The 18075-nt window shown below is 46.9% G+C and carries 20 protein-coding genes; 11 read left to right on the forward strand and 9 right to left on the reverse strand.

Going from position 1 to position 18075, the window contains the following annotated elements; all coding sequences use genetic code 11:
• The first annotated feature begins 36 nt into the window (after positions 1-36).
• The 4 genes from V3O24_RS13660 (at position 37) to V3O24_RS13675 (ending at position 2720) form a co-directional block, all read left to right on the forward strand.
• Positions 37-798, forward strand: a complete 762-nt coding sequence (locus V3O24_RS13660) for a DUF6602 domain-containing protein (protein WP_331307642.1) — start codon at positions 37-39, stop codon at positions 796-798.
• A gap of 1036 nt (positions 799-1834) precedes the next feature.
• The gene (locus V3O24_RS13665) at positions 1835-1990 is read left to right on the forward strand and encodes a hypothetical protein (protein ID WP_331307643.1); all 156 of its coding nucleotides are present in this window, start codon (positions 1835-1837) and stop codon (positions 1988-1990) included.
• Between the two features lie 176 nt (positions 1991-2166).
• Complete coding sequence (locus V3O24_RS13670) at positions 2167-2505, forward strand: transposase (protein ID WP_331307644.1); 339 nt, start codon at positions 2167-2169, stop codon at positions 2503-2505.
• Between the two features lie 65 nt (positions 2506-2570).
• Positions 2571-2720, forward strand: coding sequence for a hypothetical protein (locus tag V3O24_RS13675; protein ID WP_331307645.1), 150 nt, complete (start codon positions 2571-2573; stop codon positions 2718-2720).
• A gap of 32 nt (positions 2721-2752) precedes the next feature.
• Here V3O24_RS13675 and V3O24_RS13680 read toward each other — a convergent pair whose 3' ends face one another.
• The gene (locus V3O24_RS13680) at positions 2753-4639 is read right to left on the reverse strand and encodes a flagellar hook-length control protein FliK (RefSeq protein WP_331307646.1); all 1887 of its coding nucleotides are present in this window, start codon (positions 4637-4639) and stop codon (positions 2753-2755) included.
• Positions 4640-5030: 391 nt separating this feature from the next.
• Here V3O24_RS13680 and prmB point away from each other — a divergent pair, with 391 nt between their 5' ends.
• The 7 genes from prmB to V3O24_RS13715 all read left to right on the forward strand — a co-directional run bounded on the left by prmB (position 5031) and on the right by V3O24_RS13715 (position 10805).
• On the forward strand, positions 5031-5960 hold the full coding sequence (prmB, locus tag V3O24_RS13685) for a 50S ribosomal protein L3 N(5)-glutamine methyltransferase (RefSeq protein WP_331307647.1): 930 nt from the start codon (positions 5031-5033) through the stop codon (positions 5958-5960).
• Between the two features lie 2 nt (positions 5961-5962).
• Complete coding sequence (aroC, locus tag V3O24_RS13690; RefSeq protein ID WP_331307648.1) at positions 5963-7051, forward strand: chorismate synthase; 1089 nt, start codon at positions 5963-5965, stop codon at positions 7049-7051.
• 241 nt (positions 7052-7292) lie between these two features.
• Complete coding sequence (locus V3O24_RS13695) at positions 7293-8456, forward strand: MFS transporter (RefSeq protein ID WP_331307649.1); 1164 nt, start codon at positions 7293-7295, stop codon at positions 8454-8456.
• Positions 8457-8505: 49 nt separating this feature from the next.
• Positions 8506-9117, forward strand: coding sequence for a MotA/TolQ/ExbB proton channel family protein (locus V3O24_RS13700; RefSeq protein WP_104424295.1), 612 nt, complete (start codon positions 8506-8508; stop codon positions 9115-9117).
• Positions 9117-9548 (forward strand): biopolymer transporter ExbD, encoded by a 432-nt coding sequence (locus tag V3O24_RS13705; protein ID WP_331307650.1) that lies wholly within the window; start codon positions 9117-9119, stop codon positions 9546-9548. Before V3O24_RS13700 ends, V3O24_RS13705 begins: the two co-directional genes overlap by 1 nt.
• Positions 9549-9550: 2 nt before the next feature.
• Entirely contained in the window at positions 9551-10561 is a 1011-nt protein-coding gene (gene lpxK / locus V3O24_RS13710; RefSeq protein ID WP_331307651.1) for a tetraacyldisaccharide 4'-kinase, read from the forward strand.
• A 28-nt stretch (positions 10562-10589) separates the two neighbouring features.
• Positions 10590-10805 carry a hypothetical protein gene (locus V3O24_RS13715; protein ID WP_331307652.1) on the forward strand — a complete coding sequence of 72 codons (216 nt, stop codon included), beginning with the start codon at positions 10590-10592 and terminating at the stop codon, positions 10803-10805.
• A 411-nt stretch (positions 10806-11216) separates the two neighbouring features.
• On the opposite strand, the gene V3O24_RS13720 is transcribed toward V3O24_RS13715, so the two are convergent.
• The 8 genes from V3O24_RS13720 to rimK form a co-directional block, all read right to left on the reverse strand.
• Positions 11217-11372: a hypothetical protein gene (locus V3O24_RS13720; RefSeq protein WP_331307653.1), complete on the reverse strand. Its 156-nt coding sequence runs from the start codon at positions 11370-11372 to the stop codon at positions 11217-11219.
• A gap of 79 nt (positions 11373-11451) precedes the next feature.
• Positions 11452-12684, reverse strand: coding sequence for a hypothetical protein (locus tag V3O24_RS13725; protein ID WP_331307654.1), 1233 nt, complete (start codon positions 12682-12684; stop codon positions 11452-11454).
• 218 nt (positions 12685-12902) lie between these two features.
• The gene (locus V3O24_RS13730) at positions 12903-14165 is read right to left on the reverse strand and encodes a hypothetical protein (RefSeq protein ID WP_331307655.1); all 1263 of its coding nucleotides are present in this window, start codon (positions 14163-14165) and stop codon (positions 12903-12905) included.
• A gap of 348 nt (positions 14166-14513) precedes the next feature.
• Entirely contained in the window at positions 14514-14942 is a 429-nt protein-coding gene (locus tag V3O24_RS13735) for a DUF2721 domain-containing protein (protein WP_104424289.1), read from the reverse strand.
• Positions 14942-16117 carry an NnrS family protein gene (locus V3O24_RS13740; protein WP_331307656.1) on the reverse strand — a complete coding sequence of 392 codons (1176 nt, stop codon included), beginning with the start codon at positions 16115-16117 and terminating at the stop codon, positions 14942-14944. Before V3O24_RS13740 ends, V3O24_RS13735 begins: the two co-directional genes overlap by 1 nt.
• A gap of 52 nt (positions 16118-16169) precedes the next feature.
• Entirely contained in the window at positions 16170-16856 is a 687-nt protein-coding gene (locus tag V3O24_RS13745) for a hypothetical protein (RefSeq protein ID WP_331307657.1), read from the reverse strand.
• 40 nt (positions 16857-16896) lie between these two features.
• Entirely contained in the window at positions 16897-17067 is a 171-nt protein-coding gene (locus V3O24_RS13750; protein ID WP_331307658.1) for a rubredoxin, read from the reverse strand.
• 50 nt (positions 17068-17117) lie between these two features.
• Entirely contained in the window at positions 17118-18062 is a 945-nt protein-coding gene (rimK, locus tag V3O24_RS13755) for a 30S ribosomal protein S6--L-glutamate ligase (RefSeq protein ID WP_331307659.1), read from the reverse strand.
• Positions 18063-18075: the final 13 nt, after the last annotated feature.

Consider the following 18075-nt stretch of genomic DNA (forward strand, 5'->3'; position numbering starts at 1 on the left):
CGTTTATATTATGAATTTAACAATTAGAGAATTTAAATGGATTTGAAAGAAGTCTTTGACGAAGTTTCGAGCCAAATGAAAAGTGATTTTGTAAAAGCACAAAAATCACTTACCCATTCCGGTTTAAAAGGCGACGCAAATGAAGAGGTTGTAAAAAAATTTCTAAGACAATATTTGCCGAAGTCTTTGGATATTACTACGGGGATGTTAGTTGATTCAGAAGGTAATCAATCAAAACAGCTTGATATTATAATTTGTGATTCAACTAAAACACCTATTTTTTATCAATCCGGTGAAACAAGGGTAATTCCAATAGAATGTGCTTATGCAGTAATTGAGGTAAAAGCTTTTTTAGATAAAACAGAGTTAGAAAAGTCGTACAAAAATATGCAGAGCGTTAAAGCCCTTAATAAAAAAGCATATTTTGAGGATAAAGGAGTAATTGTAAGTACCAAAACTTTGTATGGAAAAGAATGGGATTATTGGCCTATTCAACATTTTGTTTTTGCATTTGATTCTCCTAGTCTTGATTCTGTTCTGAGTAATTTAAATGCATACCAAAACCATAATGAACCTCACAAAAGAATAGATTCAATCTGTATTTTAGAAAAAGGAGTTATTATGAATCAGTCTCAAGATGGAATGTTCTCTGCATTGCCAGATTCAGGATCTAAGGTAGTTGCAAGAGGTACATCAAAACCTTTATTGTTTTTTTATACTCTAATAAGTATTTTTTTAAACCAAGCGAGTATGAAGTATTTCAATTTAATGCCATATATTAAAGAAATGAAATTTTAAAAGCGCTGTCTCATTCCCACGCGCCGCGTGGGAATGCAGTCTAGGCGCGCTGCGCCACGAGGATTAAATATTATGGGCCGTAGTCGCTATCGAATCTGCCATGAAAAAGCGCCGCATTTTTTAACATGACGGTATTGAACTGGATACTGCTATTCACTCGTCCGCAAACCGCAGTTCTGTATGTTTGCACTGGTTCCCAAGCTCCAGCTTGGGAACCCAGATGAGGAAGCTCTAGCTTCGCGAGACTGGAAGCTGGAGCTTCCCACACCGAATTCCCAAGCTGGAGCTTGGGAACTAGCCCTCACCTTAATGGCAGTGATGTAACGCTGATCGGGTGGAGATGTCTCGTTCCCACGCGCCGCGTGGGAATGCAGTCTAGGCGCGCTGCGCCACGAGGATTAAATATTATGGTCCGTAGCCGCTACCGAATCTGCCATGAAAAAGCGCCGCATTTTTTAACCTGACGGTATTGAACTGGATACTGCTATTCACTCGTCCGCAAACCACAGTCCTGTATGTTGGGCGGAAAGCAATAAAGCCCAACATTTCCAACGGGAACCATCTCCCAACAACATTAACAATGTGTCGCTAGCGCGACGCTTGATTTAATCGGGTTCTCGCACCCGAGGGCGAGATACTTTCTTTTGCTTCGCCAAAAGAAAGTATCCAAAGAAAAGGCGACCCGGTTGCCGCTTTGATCCTGCGTTCCTCGCTTTCGACGGGGGTTGCCAGAAGGGCCATCCTTGGCCCTCTGGCAACGTGCGGCATCCCTGCCGCACCCCTAACGGGCTGTTCCCGCCGAAAGCTCCGGTACTCGGCGCGGCATACGGGATTAAATTCGTACTACCGGCACATTTTCTTCGCTCTCACACAGCGATTATTCAGCTGGAGTTTGGGAACTAACTAGCCGAAAAGGCGCGCGATGCGCCCTCACCGCTGCATTCTCACGTGGCATGTGGAAACGAGGTAAAATCCTGTTGAAGATTAAACAAAATCAAAATTTAAAACACCGTTACGTTAACCGGGGGAGATCGACATGAACGACAAGCAACGCGTCGCCGAACACGCCGCTCAATTAGTCAAACACGGCATGCTGATCGGCTTGGGTACCGGCTCGACCGCCAACTATTTTATCGAAGCCGTCGCCCGCCGTTGTCGTAAATCAATGGGGTCAGACTCGATTGATTTTTGATTAAAAAACCTCTAACGTTGTAAGATGGATTCGCCGCAGGCAATTCACCATAGCTACGCCGGGCTGACATTGGCGTTGTACGACGATTGACGGTTTGTTACGCGAAACCATCCTACATGCCTAACTGGTTCTGTTGACGTTTTACTAATCCGGTAGAATCGATCATTTTGAGTAGAATGAACCGGATAAATTTAAGTGATGAAGAATGGCTGCGAATATTGGCAAACTTAAAGAAATTGACAGGCATTCATGTCGGGCAGCTAGGCACGTGCAGACAATTTATTAGTGCGTGCTTGTGGATATTACGTTCGGGATCGCAGTGGCGGGTTTTGCCGCCAACGCATGGTAAGTGGAATAGCGTATTCAAGCGTTTTTCACGCTGGTGTGCCAATGGCGTCTGGGAAAAGCTCTTCGGCCATTTTTCTGAAGCCTCGGATTTACAGGATGTTTCTATGGACGGATCGGTGGTTAGGTCGCATGCCAGCGCGGCTGGGGGCAAACAGCTCTGCCGATAATGAGGCTGGGTCGTTCCAAAGATGGTTTTAGCTGTAAGATCCACGCGCTCTGCGATGCTTTAGGCATGCCGATTAAGTATATCCTGACAGGCGGCCAGGAAGCTGAATGCAAGCAAGCGATACTCTTGCTTGAAAACGTTAAAGCCTCTGCCGGTTTAGCGGATAAGGCTTACGACATAAACATTAAACATTGCGCGATTAAAGGCGTTTCATGAAGCCGGGCGAGAGCGTTAGATCGTCAAAACGTCTACGCCTTATCGTCAAACAGCTTTTTTCCGGTCAGTTGATGAGGATGCGCCGGTTGCGGTTTTTGAGCTCCGTCTAGCGCGTCCATGTGCCCCGTTTTTAATCCCGATTCTTCAAGCTGGTTTTTCAAATAATCAAGGTTGTGTTTGATGAGCTCAGTCGTTTGAATGGCCGGGCTCTTAAAGAAGGTATTGATAATATCGTTTTGGTAGGAAACCAGGCAATGAATCGTACCCAATCCCGGTGGTGTAATCGTGATGTTGACCGACCAGTCGTGGCTGCCGGATTGTTGGTTGTTTTCCTTGTCCCGCTGCACTTCAATCCTGACCGATTCCGCCTGTTGCCTGTCAATAAAAGGAATGTCGATAATCCATAGCTGCTTTGGGTTGTCGTCCTTGGGCAGGGAGGTCAATTGGTCCAGCACTATCTTGGCGACGGTGTTTTCGGTTTTATGTTGCAGGTTTTTGAGCAGGTCAAGATCGACTTGATTTGATGGCTGCTCGCCTTGATGCACAATTTCCTGCTTTAAGGCTTGGATAAATTTAAGCAAGTTGCCTTTGAAATCATCGGTAATGAGTCCGGCAGTGCTTTTCGGCGTCTCTATCGGGGGGCTTGCCGGGTTTGTCTTTAACGGCGCTGATTCGGCTTCGGTAATAGGCTTTGAAGCAGGAACTCCAGGGCTGTTAAGCAAGGGCTCTTTTTGCGTCAGGTTCTGCAATATTTCCGCAGCGATACGTTGCAGCGACTGGGGGACGCTGGCATTTTTTATCAGTTGGGGCAGCTCTTTAAGTAATTCGGCCTGAGTCATTGAGGACGGCAACTTGGCTTCAAGAAACACCCCTGAATTGACTATCGATTGCTTGAGGCCCTGACTGGTGATCAGCTGTTCTTTAGGCGGCAGGTTCTGGATTATTTTTGCGGCAATATCCTTCAGAGCTTGAGGCACGCTGTCGTTTTTCATCAGTTGCGGCAAATCTTTTATCAACTGATTTAACATGATCGGTGAAGCTTCATGCCGCGGCAGAAACTGTTTTACAAATTCGGTTATTTTGGCTTCGGGAATGTTGGTTGAGGCTGGGATAACCTTGAATTCAGGCGTGGGTCCTGTTTTAACGATTTCCAGATTAAGGCTTTGTCCTGGTTTTAGATCCGGCGGCGCATTGGTCAATTGCGCTCGATCAATAGTGATAAGGCCGGTTTGTTTGTTGCCTGCATCCGCAGTCGATGAAACCTGCAATTGGATTTTATTTCCGGCGATACTGATTATTTTCGCGTCCAGCGGCTGTGTCGGCAGGAATGAGGCGGGAACGCCGCCTTGTTTTTCATCGGCAACCGGCCTGCCGATTGCGGCGCTTCCGGCATTAGCGACAGTCGTCCGCGCCGCGCTTGCGGTATTTCCGCCATCATTCGCAGTCGGCCGCATCGGTTCCTTACCGATTGCAGCACTTCCACCATCCCTGGCGTTCGGCTGCATCGGTTCCTTACCGATTGCAGCACTTCCACCATCCCTGGCGTTCGGTCGCATCGGTTCCCTACCGCTTGCGACACTTCCACCATCCCTGGCGGTCGCAATTAACCTCAAGCGCAATTCGGCGGCTTGGGTTTTTAGTTCGGGTAATGAATCGAGCACTTTAAATTCTACGACAGGGGCGACCTGGGTAACCTGGATTTTTAAATCCTGCCCGGGTTTTGGCGTAATCGGCTGGTTGCTTTGCACGGTGACATTCTTGTCGCCGAGGCTCAGGGTAATGGCGTTTTTTGCCGCTTGTATGTCCGCGCCGATTACTTTTACGTCCAGCTGCTGCCCAACCTTCAGGTTTAACGGGTTTTCCGCCAACCTGCTGGAAGCTAACAGGCTTTGGGTGTTGATCGGCGAGTTAATGTCCATTGCAGGATAGATTCGATTTCATTTTTGGCGGTATCCACTCTATTCATGCCGTCATTCGCATTTAAATGGGCAGGTCGTTTATTTATCGATATTGGCCGATTATTGTCATTGCGAAACTAATTGTCGGCATGGATCTACATATCTTTAAAATCGCCGGGAAATTTTCGCCGGCGAATAATTTGCAATTTCTTTACGGCAGCTGCAAATGCAGGATCGGGATAAGTCATTATGGGTTCGATGCCGAAGTCTGTTTTAACCAAACTTACGGGGCGGTATTGCTGAGCTTGTTATTGGTTTTGCCCACGTTGCGTTTCTTTAATATTCAAACAAGCCCGCAAAGTTTAGTTTAAAATCTACCGTTTAGTCGAACCGTATTGCATCTATCTTAGCGATGAAAACAACGCCATCTGAAGTTTTAACAACCTTATCCACCATCCGCGATTATATCCGCTGGGCCGCCAGCCGGTTTACCGAGGCCGGGGTGTGTTTCGGCCACGGCACTGAAACCGCGCTGGATGAAGCGGCGGCGCTGGTTTTACATACCGTCCGCCAACCCTATAACTTGGCCGACGCCTATCTGCAAAGCGTTTTAACGCTGACTGAGCGCCAGGCTGTGATCGATATGGTCGACAGACGTATCAACGAGCGCATACCGGCCGCCTATCTGACGCATGAAGCCATTTTTGCAGGCCTGTCGTTTTATGTCGACCAGCGGGTGCTGGTGCCGAGATCGCCTATCGCCGAATTGATCGAACAGCGTTTTGCGCCTTGGGTCGATGAAGAACAGGTCGAACGTATCCTGGATTTATGTACCGGCAGCGCCTGCATCGCGATAGCCTGCGCTTATGCCTTTCCCGCCGCCGACGTCGATGCGGTGGATTTATCGGCGGATGCGCTGGCGGTCGCAAAAATCAATGTCGCCAAGCATGATCTGGATGATGCGGTAAGCCTTTACCAGTCGGACTTGTTTAAAGAACTGCCCGATGTCCGCTATGACATCATCGTCAGCAATCCGCCTTATGTGAGCCATGAAGAATGGGAACAATTGCCCGCAGAGTTTCGCGCCGAGCCCGATATGGGGTTTAAGGGCGGACACACCGGACTGGATATTGTTTTGCGCATCCTGGCCGATGCCGACCGTTATTTGGCGGAGCAGGGGATTTTGATTGTGGAAGTGGGCAGCAGCGCCGAAACATTGCAGAACGCCTTCCCCGATGTGCCTTTTTACTGGCTGGACTTTGAACGCGGCGGCGACGGCGTGTTTTTGCTGACGGCCGAGCAGGTCAGTCAATATAACGAATTATTTTTAGCGGCTTTATAACTATGTCTGGAAACACAATAGGAAAATTATTCACCGTCACCTCGTTCGGCGAAAGCCACGGTCCCGCGATAGGCTGTATCGTCGATGGCTGCCCTCCGGGCATGGCCTTGACCGAAGCCGATTTGCAGGAAGACCTGGATCGCAGGAAACCCGGCACCTCACGTCACACCACCCAACGCCGCGAAGCCGATGAAGTCAGGATTTTGTCCGGCGTGTTTGAAGGCAAAACCACCGGCACGCCTATCGGATTGCTGATTGAAAACACCGATCAGCGCTCCAAAGATTATTCGAAAATCGCCGATACCTTCAGGCCCGGCCATGCCGACTACAGCTACCAGCACAAATACGGAATCAGGGATTACCGGGGCGGCGGACGCTCGTCGGCTCGCGAAACCGCCATGCGGGTTGCGGCGGGCGGCATCGCCAAAAAATACCTGAAGGAAGAGGCCGGTATAGAAATACGCGGTTATCTGTCGCAGTTGGGGCCGATAAAAATCGAAAAAGTCGATTGGTCTATTATCGACAGCAATCCGTTTTTCTGCCCCGATGCGGATAAAGTCGCGGACATGGAAGCCTATATGGATGCGTTGCGCAAAGAAGGCGAGTCCATCGGCGCAAGAATTGAAGTCTTGGCAACCAACGTGCCGCCGGGTTTGGGCGAGCCTATTTTCGACCGGCTCGATGCGGATTTAGCCCATGCCTTGATGAGCATCAATGCGGTCAAAGGCGTGGAAATCGGTGACGGTTTTGCCTGCATCGACAGCAAAGGCACCCAGTTTCGCGATGAAATCACCCCGGACGGCTTTTTAAGCAATCATGCCGGCGGCATTTTGGGCGGCATTTCCAGCGGCCAGAATGTAACTGCCAGTATCGCTTTGAAGCCGACCTCCAGCTTGCGGCTGCCGGGCAGAAGCATCAACCTGCAAGGCGAGGCGATTGAAGTGGTTACCGAAGGCCGCCACGATCCTTGCGTCGGCATACGGGCAACGCCGATTGCCGAGGCGATGATGGCGATAGTGATTATGGATCATCTGTTGCGGCATCGGGCGCAAAACTTGAACGTTCAATCGGGACTGCCTGTTTTAAGATAAGAGACAGTTACCCTCATTTCCACGGGCGACGTTACTACTATTTAGTAAAGGATTAAACTGGTTAAGCTGGTTCCCAAGCTCCAGCTTGGGAACCCAGATCGCGAAGCTCTAGCTTCGCGAGTCGGGAAGCTAGAGCTTCCTGCACTGAATTCCCAAGCTCCAGCTTGGGAACTAGCGCTTACTAAAATCCAACTTAATGGCACTGACGCGTGCGTGGGATCGACTGAAGATGAGCAATTCAATGTCAATTCCATACTGGCGCCTGTCAGGCTTTTACTTCTTTTATTTCGCCACGGTAGGGACTTTTCTCCCTTACTGGAGCCTCTATTTAAAAGAAAGCGGCTTTAATCCGGTTCAAATCGGCGAACTCTTTGCGTTGCTGGGCGGCACAAGAATTATCGCTCCGATGCTATGCGGCTGGATTGCCGATCATACCGGCCAAAATTTACGCATTATCCGCATAAGCTCTTTTTTAACCGCTTTACTGTTCGCCGGTTTTTTGATTATTGACGGTTATTCCTGGTTCGCCTGGGTAACGGTCGCCTTCGGCATTTTTTGGAACTCCACGTTGCCGCAATTCGAGGCGGTAACCTTATACCATTTAAAAGACCAAGCGCATCGCTACAGCCGGATAAGGCTGTGGGGATCTATCGGTTTTATTGTTTCGGTGCTGGGCGTAGGCCGGTTATTGGATGTCCTGCCGTCCGACATAATCCCGGCAGCGGTTACTTCATGGATGGCGATGATCTGGCTGGTCAGCTTGATGACGCCGCCGGCTCAGGCGACCCATCACGAGACTGCCGCTATCGGCATCCTGCAAATCATAAAAAGACCGGAAGTGTTGGCGTTTCTGCTGGCGAGTATGTTGTTACAGTTCGCCCATGCGCCGTATTACGTTTTTTATTCGATTTACCTGAAACACTACCAGTACTCGGCAAGCCTGACCGGATTTCTTTGGGCGCTGGGTGTTTTTGCCGAGATTGTTTTATTTATTTACATGCGCCGGGTGTTGAAGCGGTTTTCCCTGCGGGCGATTTTATTGGCCAGCAGCCTGCTGTCGATAATGCGCTGGTTGATAATTGGCTGGTGCATCGATTATTTTTGGTTGTTGATTTTTGCCCAGCTATTGCACGCGGCAACCTTTGCCGGTGTTCATGTCGCCGCTATTCATTTGGTTCATCAGTATTTTGGCGACCGGCATCAGGGTAAAGGCCAAGCGCTCTACGCCAGTTTGGGGTTTGGTCTGGGCGGGATGCTGGGCAGTTACTACAGCGGCTATTATTGGGATTCGTTGGGGGCTCAGTCCGTCTATTCAATGGCGGCGGTTTTTTGTAGCATTGCTTTTGTGATCGTCTATATCTGGGTTGGGAGGGAAAGTTCTCAAGATAAGACGGTCTTGGGTTAAAATAGCGCCGGGTTAGTTCAACCCGACTTGTAATTTTTTGGGAAATAATGTGTTTGAAATCATAAAAAGCGGCGGCTGGATGATGCTGCCGATCGTACTGTGTTCCATTGGCGCCATGGGTATTATCGCGGAACGTTTTTGGTCTTTGCGTAGAAAGAAAATTATACCGCCCGAGCTGGTTGCGCAGGTATGGCGATTGTCGCGCGAAAAAAAGCTGGATGACGCCACTTTGCGGCAATTGAGAAACAGCTCTCCGCTCGGCTGTATTTTGGCCGCAGGCCTCGCCAACAGCCATCACGGCAGGAAATTCATGAAGGAATGCATTGAAGAAACCGGTCGCAGGGTTGTGCATGACCTGGAGCGTTTCCTCAATACCTTGGGTACTATCGCAGCCGTCAGCCCTTTGCTGGGTTTGTTAGGCACCGTATTCGGCATGATCGATATTTTTGCCTCGCTGTTGCAGCATGGCGCCGGCAATCCCGCCGTTTTGGCTGGCGGCATCTCGGTGGCGTTGATTACGACCGCGTCGGGATTGACCGTGGCCATCCCCAGTCTGGTTTTTCATCGCTATTTTGAAAGGCTGGTCGACGAATATGTCGTCACCATGGAAGAGGAAGCGTTAAAACTGGTCGATATGTTGCACGAAGACCGGACGTCCTGATGAAGTTCCAGCGTAAAAAAAGGGAGAATGTCGATATTACGTTGATCTCAATGATCGACGTGCTGTTTGTGCTGTTGCTGTTCTTCATGGTCTCTACAACCTTTAGCCAACATACGGAAGTCAATATCAAGCTTCCCGAGGCGGAAGGATCTGCGGCTGAGGAACATCCCAAAACAGTTTCCCTGATGATCGATGCAAACGGTATTTACTCGTTGGTCGGTGATGACGGGCTGGCTCATCAATTAGCCGATCAAACCAGGACCGGCTTAAAACAGGAGCTGGGCGAACTTGCAGTCAATTCAAAGGATGTCCCTTTTATCATCAACGCAGACGACAAAACGCCTAACAAGGCGGTCATGACGGCGCTGGATATTGCCGGTCAGGTCGGATTCAGCCGTATCACTTTTGCCACCCTGCATCCGGCCGAATAACCATGAAAAAAACCTTATCCCGATGGCTGGTGGACATCTGGTACAAAGACCCGTTTATCGGCGTGTGGCTTATGCCGCTGGGTTTTGTATTCAGCGATTTCGTTAAATTCAGGAAGTTTTTGTACCGTATCGGCGTGTTAAAAAAACACAGCCTTCCGGTTCCGGTTATCGTGATAGGCAACATTACCGTCGGCGGCACCGGCAAAACGCCGTTGATTATCTGGCTGGCCGAGTTGCTTAAAAGCCAGGGTTTTAAGCCCGGCATTATCAGCCGAGGCTACGGCGGGCAGGCTGAAGTCTGGCCCCAGTGGGTCGATGCAAACAGCACGGCGGAACAGGTCGGAGACGAGGCTTTGCTGATCGCCAAGCAAACCGCCTGCCCGATGGCCGTCAGTCCGCTGCGGGCGGATGCAGGGAAACTGCTGCTTGAAAAATCGGACTGCAATGTCATTTTATCCGACGACGGCCTGCAACATTACGCGCTGAACAGGGATATTGAGATCGCCGTGATTGACGGGGAAAGGCGTTTCGGCAACGGCTATTGCCTGCCGGCCGGGCCGTTACGTGAACCGATAGAAAGATTGCAAAGCGTCGATTTTAGAGTCGTGAATGGAGAGAAAGCGGAAGACAACGAGTTTTCGATGCAAATCACCGGCAATACGGCCGTCAACCTCGCTACCGGGCACCAAAAACCGTTGCAGGAATTTAACGTTACCGGTTGCCATGCCTTGGCGGGCATCGGCAACCCCGACCGGTTCTTCAAGCTGCTGGAGTCAGCAGGTTTGACCTGTAAAACCCACAGCTTCCCGGATCATTATAAATTCCAGGTTAGCGACATCTTGTTTTCAGATTCGGAGCCGGTATTGATGACCGAGAAGGACGCGGTAAAGTGCATGGCGTTCGCAGGCGACCGGCATTGGTTTGTCCCGGTAAAAGCCGTTCCTGAAATGGGTCTTGCCGAGCAGTTATTAGGGCTGCTACGAGAAAAGATCAAACCTGACCATGTAAAATAAATTACTCTGAAAAATACAAGGTGGTTCTATGATTACACTAGACCAACAGCTTGAGCATCAGCTTGAGCATATCGCAGTAGAACAGGGTATAAGCGTCTCTCAGCTGATCGAAGACTTTATCCTTGACTACCAATCAGAAAGGGAAGCAGTTGCTCGCGCCGAACAATCTTATGCTGAATACAAGCGTACAGGTCAAACCGTGTCTTTAGATCAACTAATAAAAGACAATGACTTGGAAGATTGAATTTACTGTTCAAGCTGCAAGACAGTTTAACAAGTTGGTTAAACGGTACAGCAAAGAATCAGCACCTTCCTTACTTCCCGCTTGGCTAAATTGGATGATCCAAGGCGACTGGGAAAACGACTACAAGGTCCGTTGTCCGAATTCTGGTCATACAGAGTCGGCGATTACCGCTTATTGGCAGTATTTGAAGGTGATCGTTTTATAATCGTTCTTAACGACATTGCTCATCGAAAGCATATTTACAAATAGCTTTAAGCCACCTGTCAAAATGTTCGGAATGGAGTTGTAAACTCTGCATAAACAGAGCTGTAGACTGGGTAGAGCACCAAAAGTAGGCGCTTTATGCGACGCGAAACCTAGATTTATGACCGTCGATGCTGGGTTTCACTGTATTCAACCCAGCCTATTGAACTAATCTAGTTGAAACGGTTTTTTCATGTGGGCCGCAATGAAAGGTGTTATCCGTTCCATCATAAGGTCGATAAATTCTTGGTGTTTTTCTGGAGGCAAGCTTTCATTAGGGTGAATTCCCAATCTCTCAAAAGCAAACTGTGCCGCTTCTGTCACCAGACTGCTTCTTTCTCGGACGTAAGGAAGCCCAACGGAATGGCGCCGAAAAGTGTTGGGCTTCGTACCTCAGCCCAACCTACGCACTACGCACTGTTGCGGATTTACTATTTGCACAATTATCCATACTAAATCCTTTGCCATATAATTTGTGACTCGCTCTGTTAATGATGTTAGGAATTGGGTCTAGTTGTATTCGCTTAACTGCACTCCACGACTGAAATACACCAAATTTTGAACTTTTATTTAACAACTTAATTAATAGTAATGCGCGTCTGGCAATATATTTTTGCTGCTTAGTTTCTTTTAATTTATTGTAATTTTGCAAAACTTTTATCAGAATTTCCGTTTGTAAGCTTAACAATGATAAATGACGATGATAACGACCAAGTTTATTAATATTACTTGCCGCTCTTTTCGTAAAATGTTCTGGAAACCAGATAAGCCGACTATTTTTTGTTCCGATTATCAAGTTTTTAACAGCTTGTTTTTGATGACTTATTTCTTTATCATCAATACAAAAGTTATCAGCTACTTGATTAACTTTCCAGTCCCTATCAAAGCCACATAATCCGTTAACTAAATACCTAAAAGTATCTGTATCTTTATATTTGTGTAGATTTTGGCAGTGTTCATTCTGTGTTTCTTTCGCCTCAATAATGGTAGTTATGGTAAACGGATCATGTGGTAAGCAAATATTATTTAATGTTGGAGCAAAAGACAAAGACGAAAAAAGTTTTTGGTAGAGATGATTCGCTTGTTGTTGTGCTAATTCTTGGAGCGTGCTTGCATCTGATTGACCGTCTTCATAAGTAATATCATGCTTGCCATGTCGTGCGTCAACTGCGTTATTTATGGTTTCTTCCAAAGACGAGTTGGGTTTTATAAAAACCGTTGCAATTATTCCTATTCCAAAAGGATAACAAAAATTATCAAGTCTTATATCTGTTTTGGTTGATTCGGTTTTTATTTTAGGCGCTTTATCTTTTAACGGTAGTAAATGAGTCCATCCCCTATGATATGAACTACCATAATAACTTTTATCCGATAGCACTGAGTAATAATCATTTTCTGAAATATCATCAAGTTGGAGTTCAAGATAGTGTTTCCAGAAAAAAGATCGGTTAAGGTAATGCTGCCATGAATCATTTCCATCATCGTTCCACGGCAATAACCATTCACTTGACTGTCTGTTAAATAGCTGTTTAAAAATATCTCTTTGTATATAACTTTTACCCAACACATTTTTCTCCATCTTCCCTAATAAACTAACCGTCCATATACAGGAAAAGCGCAATTGTTGAATCTTCATTTAGTGTATTCCTCGGCTTTAAGTTTCATTTATTTTATGTTAGAATGCTTTTCCTTTACAGGAAAGCTACAACGAGAATCACCTAGAGCTGTAGCTGCTCAACAGGCTTTCTCGCCGAATAAAGTAACTACGTTAATTCAGTAGTTCGCCCTTACGCATATGCAATAACGGGTTTTGACTTTTAAGAGAGAAGGTAAATGAAAATTTACCTTCTCGACTTAAACAAAAATATGGTGAACTTGTTGTTCCTCTGAATATTCGCTATTGTCAACCGTTTTTTTGAAAGGCACTCTATCTCCATACCAAGTAATTACTGCTTCTTGATCAAATTTTTTGACGTCTTCTAATAGAGCATAAATGTCTTTATAACTGGCTAAATCATTCATTTTATCTTCCAGCGCATAACGTTCTGGAGCGTCTTTATTCCAACTAATATGTACAGTAGGAATGAACCAGCTTTCATCGCTATCTTCAATAGCAAATCTAAAGCGATTCATAGCCTTTTTATCTCTGTCCTCTAAGCAGTTATACCAAAGAGGGGGGAATCTTAGATTTTCGATTTTTGAAAGTTTTTCAAAAACAGCTAAGGGGGCATCTTCACTAATATCAATCTTTGATAAAACAGATTGTGAATTATCGGAACATATTTTTTTTATGAAATTTATTAGAGTTTTATGCTGTTCCGCCCTATTATTATTAGGTTTAGCAATCAATGAATGATCAGCGCCTGAAATCTTTACATAATCAGGGAAATAAATGTTTGCAGAAGAACGTTCAACAATCTGTGTTGAGATAAGAAAATTTATTATTTTATTTTGCGTTAGTGTGTCTTCTACTAACTCTTTACCATCTATCTCAGACTCATGCCTAAGTTTCCAGGAAAGAAATCCATCGTGTATAGTAGATAACTGCTGGTTTTTAATAAAATATAAAGTTTCAGCTTGCTGATTTCCAAATAGTTTGATGAGAGGATATAACAAATTGGCATATCTTGAACCTAATGAAGGAGAAGCAACCAAAAAAAGACCAATTTTAATTTTTCGATTTATTAATTCTTGTTCAGATTCAATAATCAATTGTCTAACAACAACTCCTCCCATACTGTGGCAAACGAAGATAACATTTTGATTAGTGTTTATACCGTCCATATCGAAACGATTTTTTAGGCTCTTAACAATATCCTCTAGATCAAAAGTGCCACTATCAACGCCTGATTTATAGTTAAAAACATAAATACCTATAGAATTTAACTCCGGTTCGTCTTTAAGTAATTTTGGCCAATATGTACCGTTGGAGTTTTTCCAACATTTTATTGAATTGGATAGAATTCCATGCACAAAAACAACTGACGTATTCCCATATGGTTTACGTATCCACTTACTTTCTGGCTTACTTCTCTGCTTGCGAAGCTTCTTACATTCTAGGTTACGTTTACACCGATTCCACATACTTTTCTTTTGCCTTATTTTTTCAGTATTCAACCATAGATTTTAGTTTTTCAGTTTATATTTTATAGAAGTTAAGTATGTTTGGGTTGTAAGCTGGAACCCTCGTCGCTTTTATGTTTTTCGGGTTTATCATGTTTGTTTAAAATTTTTACTCTAAAGTGGACCCTATTGTCCAGACAAAAAATACCTTAATTTAAGATAGAGCCCTGTTCACACTCCAGCTGAATGGCGCTGTCCCAGTTTTGCGGCACGAGGTCTGATGTTTCAATTCAAATTCACAGCATTGGTATGATAAAAAATGGTGGCCACATTCCGTTCCTACACAGCTGTTAAGGCCGGTCGGTTTTAACTAAAAAATCAACGCACTCGGAGGGGTTCAGGTTATTTCACTCTCTCAATATGAATCATAGTCGCCCGTAAAGAAGCCAGCACATCGATAAACAAACAAACCATTGAGCTGAAAATAAACAACACGCTGAGCACGACAAATACAACCAAGACTTCAGTGCTGATTTGATCGGTAAACCGCGAAGAGATTGAGCCCAGCATAAACACGCCGCTGCTTATCGCGCTGCATAACAGCAGGGCGAAACTCCACTTGAGCACTTGACACCGGTACACCATCGAGTTGAGTTCTTTCTCCAGTTTTTCCGCGGTTGAACTGGTTTTCAGCTCCTCGTAGATGTCTCTGAGTCGGCCGATGGCATGGGTGTAACGGGCGTTCAAGGTCAATACAAAGATGCCGATGCTGGAAAACAAAACCAGGGAGCTGGTTACCAGTTCGACAATGCCATCCAACCTCGACAGCATTAACCCTCCTGGCCGTCAATTCTGGCACTGGTTAATATCGGTCCGTAAACAAAGACGAATAAGGAGAAGGCCGCCAGCCAGGAAAGCGTCGAGATATAGATTAAAGTTTCGTACCATCCCGGCATCGCTATCGGCAATAAAACCCGGAATAATGCGGCGACATTGATCAATACAAACGCGACGGCTATCGCATTGGAAGCTTTCATCGCACGGCCGGTATGGCCTAGCGATACCCGCGCCATCATGCCCAGCGTTAATACGCCGATACCGCCCAGCGTAAAAGCATGCAACGCCAACGACGGCGACACCAACGAATAAGCCGATAACACGGTCAACAAAAAGCCGAGGATCACCCAGCCGTAACCGGCATAAAGCACCCATAACAGCGGTACATAGATGACGCGTTGCACATACCAGCCGGACAGCCTGGCGATATTAACGATAACGGCGGCAACTGCCGCCAAGGCCAGCAAGGTTCCTGAAATACCGAACAGTTGCAGGGCGAATACGATAACGGCTGAAGCTACCGATACGTTATCCAGCAACGGGTTTCTGATAATCAGCGTTCCCGGTATGCCGCGCTCGGTAAAGAATGGAAACACCCGCCCGGCAATGATCAAAATTAAAATAATAATAGTCGCAACCGCCAGCTGGATGCCGGTTGCAGCGGAGTTAGGCCGCAAGCCCAGCATTTCAAGGTGGATCATGCCGTTACTTAGCGCCAACAGCAGCAACAGCCCGATGAAGAACAGATTGCGGTACTGCTTTGCCTCAATGATCGGTTTGCTGACTTGATAAGCCAAGACGGGCAGAAATGAAAAATCCACCAGCGCAATCAAGGCGTCAGGCAACAGGCCCGTATAAAACGGCAGGATGCGCCCGTAAAGCCATAACAGGCACAAGTTTGCCAACGGGTCGCCGGTCAAAGTCTGTTTGCCGGTCCAGTTTTTGACTGCGGTCAATAAAAATCCTGCGATGACGGCAACCGCGTAACCCAGCAGCATTTCGTGCGCATGCCAGTAGTTGTTGGAGAAATAATGTTCCGATGTTAACGTGCCGTTGAATATGGCGTTCCAGAAGACAATCAGAATCAGCGCCGCAAGGCCTGCCAAGGCGAAAAAGGCTCTAAATCCCAGCGCAAAAAGCGGATAATCAAAAATAGGTTGTGATTTCATGGTGTGTTTTCCAGCGGCTCTGCTCAGTGTTCGAGAATTTGTCTAATTATACTCATTTCTCTGTTGAAAGAGCCTTTTGTGTTTCCAAGATGATTTTTTTTACTTTACTCAACACTTGCTGTTGTTGCTCTGAAGGCAGTTTGGCGAAGTCCTGTTCAAATTCGTCCAGGGTATAGGCCGGGGCGCTTGATAAGGCAAGGCCGCAATCGGCAACGACCCGATTAACAGGTTCGGCGGCATTTTCCAAGGGTATGGCGGCGGACAGAACCTTGCGGATCATGGTGTTGACGCGAATAAAAACCGATTGTCCGGTCAGCAAGTCGTCGATGATGCGTTTGGCATGCTCTTCCGTATAGCCTCTGCGTTTCGAGTCCTTGAAGGTTTTCATCTGTAGTTTAACGGGGGGATTTTTGTCGATTTGGTATTCAAAATCAAAAGCGCTGCCTTGCGAGGCGATCAAGCTGTCGGCATTAATGACCACTTGCAGGGCATTGTCCTTGCAGATGATTTCCAGTCTGATGTTGTCATAAAGACCGCGGGGCGGCAGCGGCGACAGCGCAAAGCTATAGTTTCGATTGGTCAATCGGTCGCTTTCCTGGTGATAGCTCCAGGTATCGGCGGCAATGACAGTAAAGGGACAAAGAAACAGCAGCGCCAGAAGGAGTCGCCGGGCGGCTTTGTTAAATAACGCGGTCGACGGAATGGAGTAGGGTAATGCAAAAATATAGCGGCGTGTCATTTTGGATGTCCCCGTATCTAACGGTTATAAAAGTTAAAGCTTATTCGATCAATTTGAAAAAGCTTTTTGGGGCGCCGCATATCGGGCAATCCCAGCTATCGGGAATGTCCGCCCAACGGGTTCCCGGTGCAATGCCGCTATCCGGGTCGCCTTTTTCTTCATCGTAGATGTGTTCACATTCCAAGCAGTGGTATTTTTTAAAGTCCGACATGTTTCACCTCGTTATGGGTAGTCTACGCGTGTTGGAAGCCGGGCGCACGCTTAGCCTTTACCGCGAGTACGGGTTCTGGGGTTGGTGCTGGTAGGCGATTTGTCTTTGGATATTTCCAGCGTCTCAAAGCGTTTTTCAATAAATTGAATGATTAAGTCGGCGATGTTCTTGCCGCTGGCGTTTTCAATGCCTTGCAGTCCGGGAGACGAGTTAACCTCCATAATGACAGGGCCATGATTGGAGCGCAGCATATCGACGCCGCACACATTCAGTCCCATGATTTTTGCCGCTCGCACTGCGGTAGAGCGTTCCTCGGGCGTTAAACGCACTAAAGTGGCGGAACCGCCGCGATGTAGATTGGAACGAAACTCCCCCTCTGTGGCTTGGCGTTTCATCGCGGCAACGACCTTATCGCCGACTACAAAGCAGCGAATGTCGCTGCCGCAGGCTTCCTTGATAAATTCCTGCACCATGATATTGGCTTTGAGTCCCATGAACGCCTGAATAACGCTTTCCGCGGCATTATGGGTTTCGGCCAGAACCACGCCGATGCCTTGGGTGCCTTCCAGCAGTTTAATGACCAGCGGAGCGCCGCCGACCTGGGCGATTAAGTCTTCAATGTCGTCAGGATTATTGGCAAAGCCGGTTACCGGCAGACCGATGCCTTTTCTGGCAAGCAGCTGGGTTGACCTTAACTTATCGCGGGATCGTGATATGGCTACCGACTCGTTCAAAGGCAATACATTCATCATCTCAAATTGCCGCAATACCGCAGTCCCGTAGAAAGTGACTGAAGCGCCGATCCGGGGAATAACGGCGTCGAATCCCGTTAAATCTTCGCCGCGGTAATGAATGGATGGGTTGTGCGAAGTAATGTTCATGTAACAACGCAATACATCCAGAACCCGTACCTCATGGCCCCGTGCTTCTGCGGCCTGAACCAACCGTGAAGTCGAATACAGTTTGGGGTTGCGGGATAAAATAGCAATTTTCATAAAGACTTAAATT

The sequence above is a fragment of the Methylobacter sp. Wu8 genome (genome assembly GCF_036440755.1).
Classification (GTDB): domain Bacteria; phylum Pseudomonadota; class Gammaproteobacteria; order Methylococcales; family Methylomonadaceae; genus Methylobacter_A; species Methylobacter_A tundripaludum_A.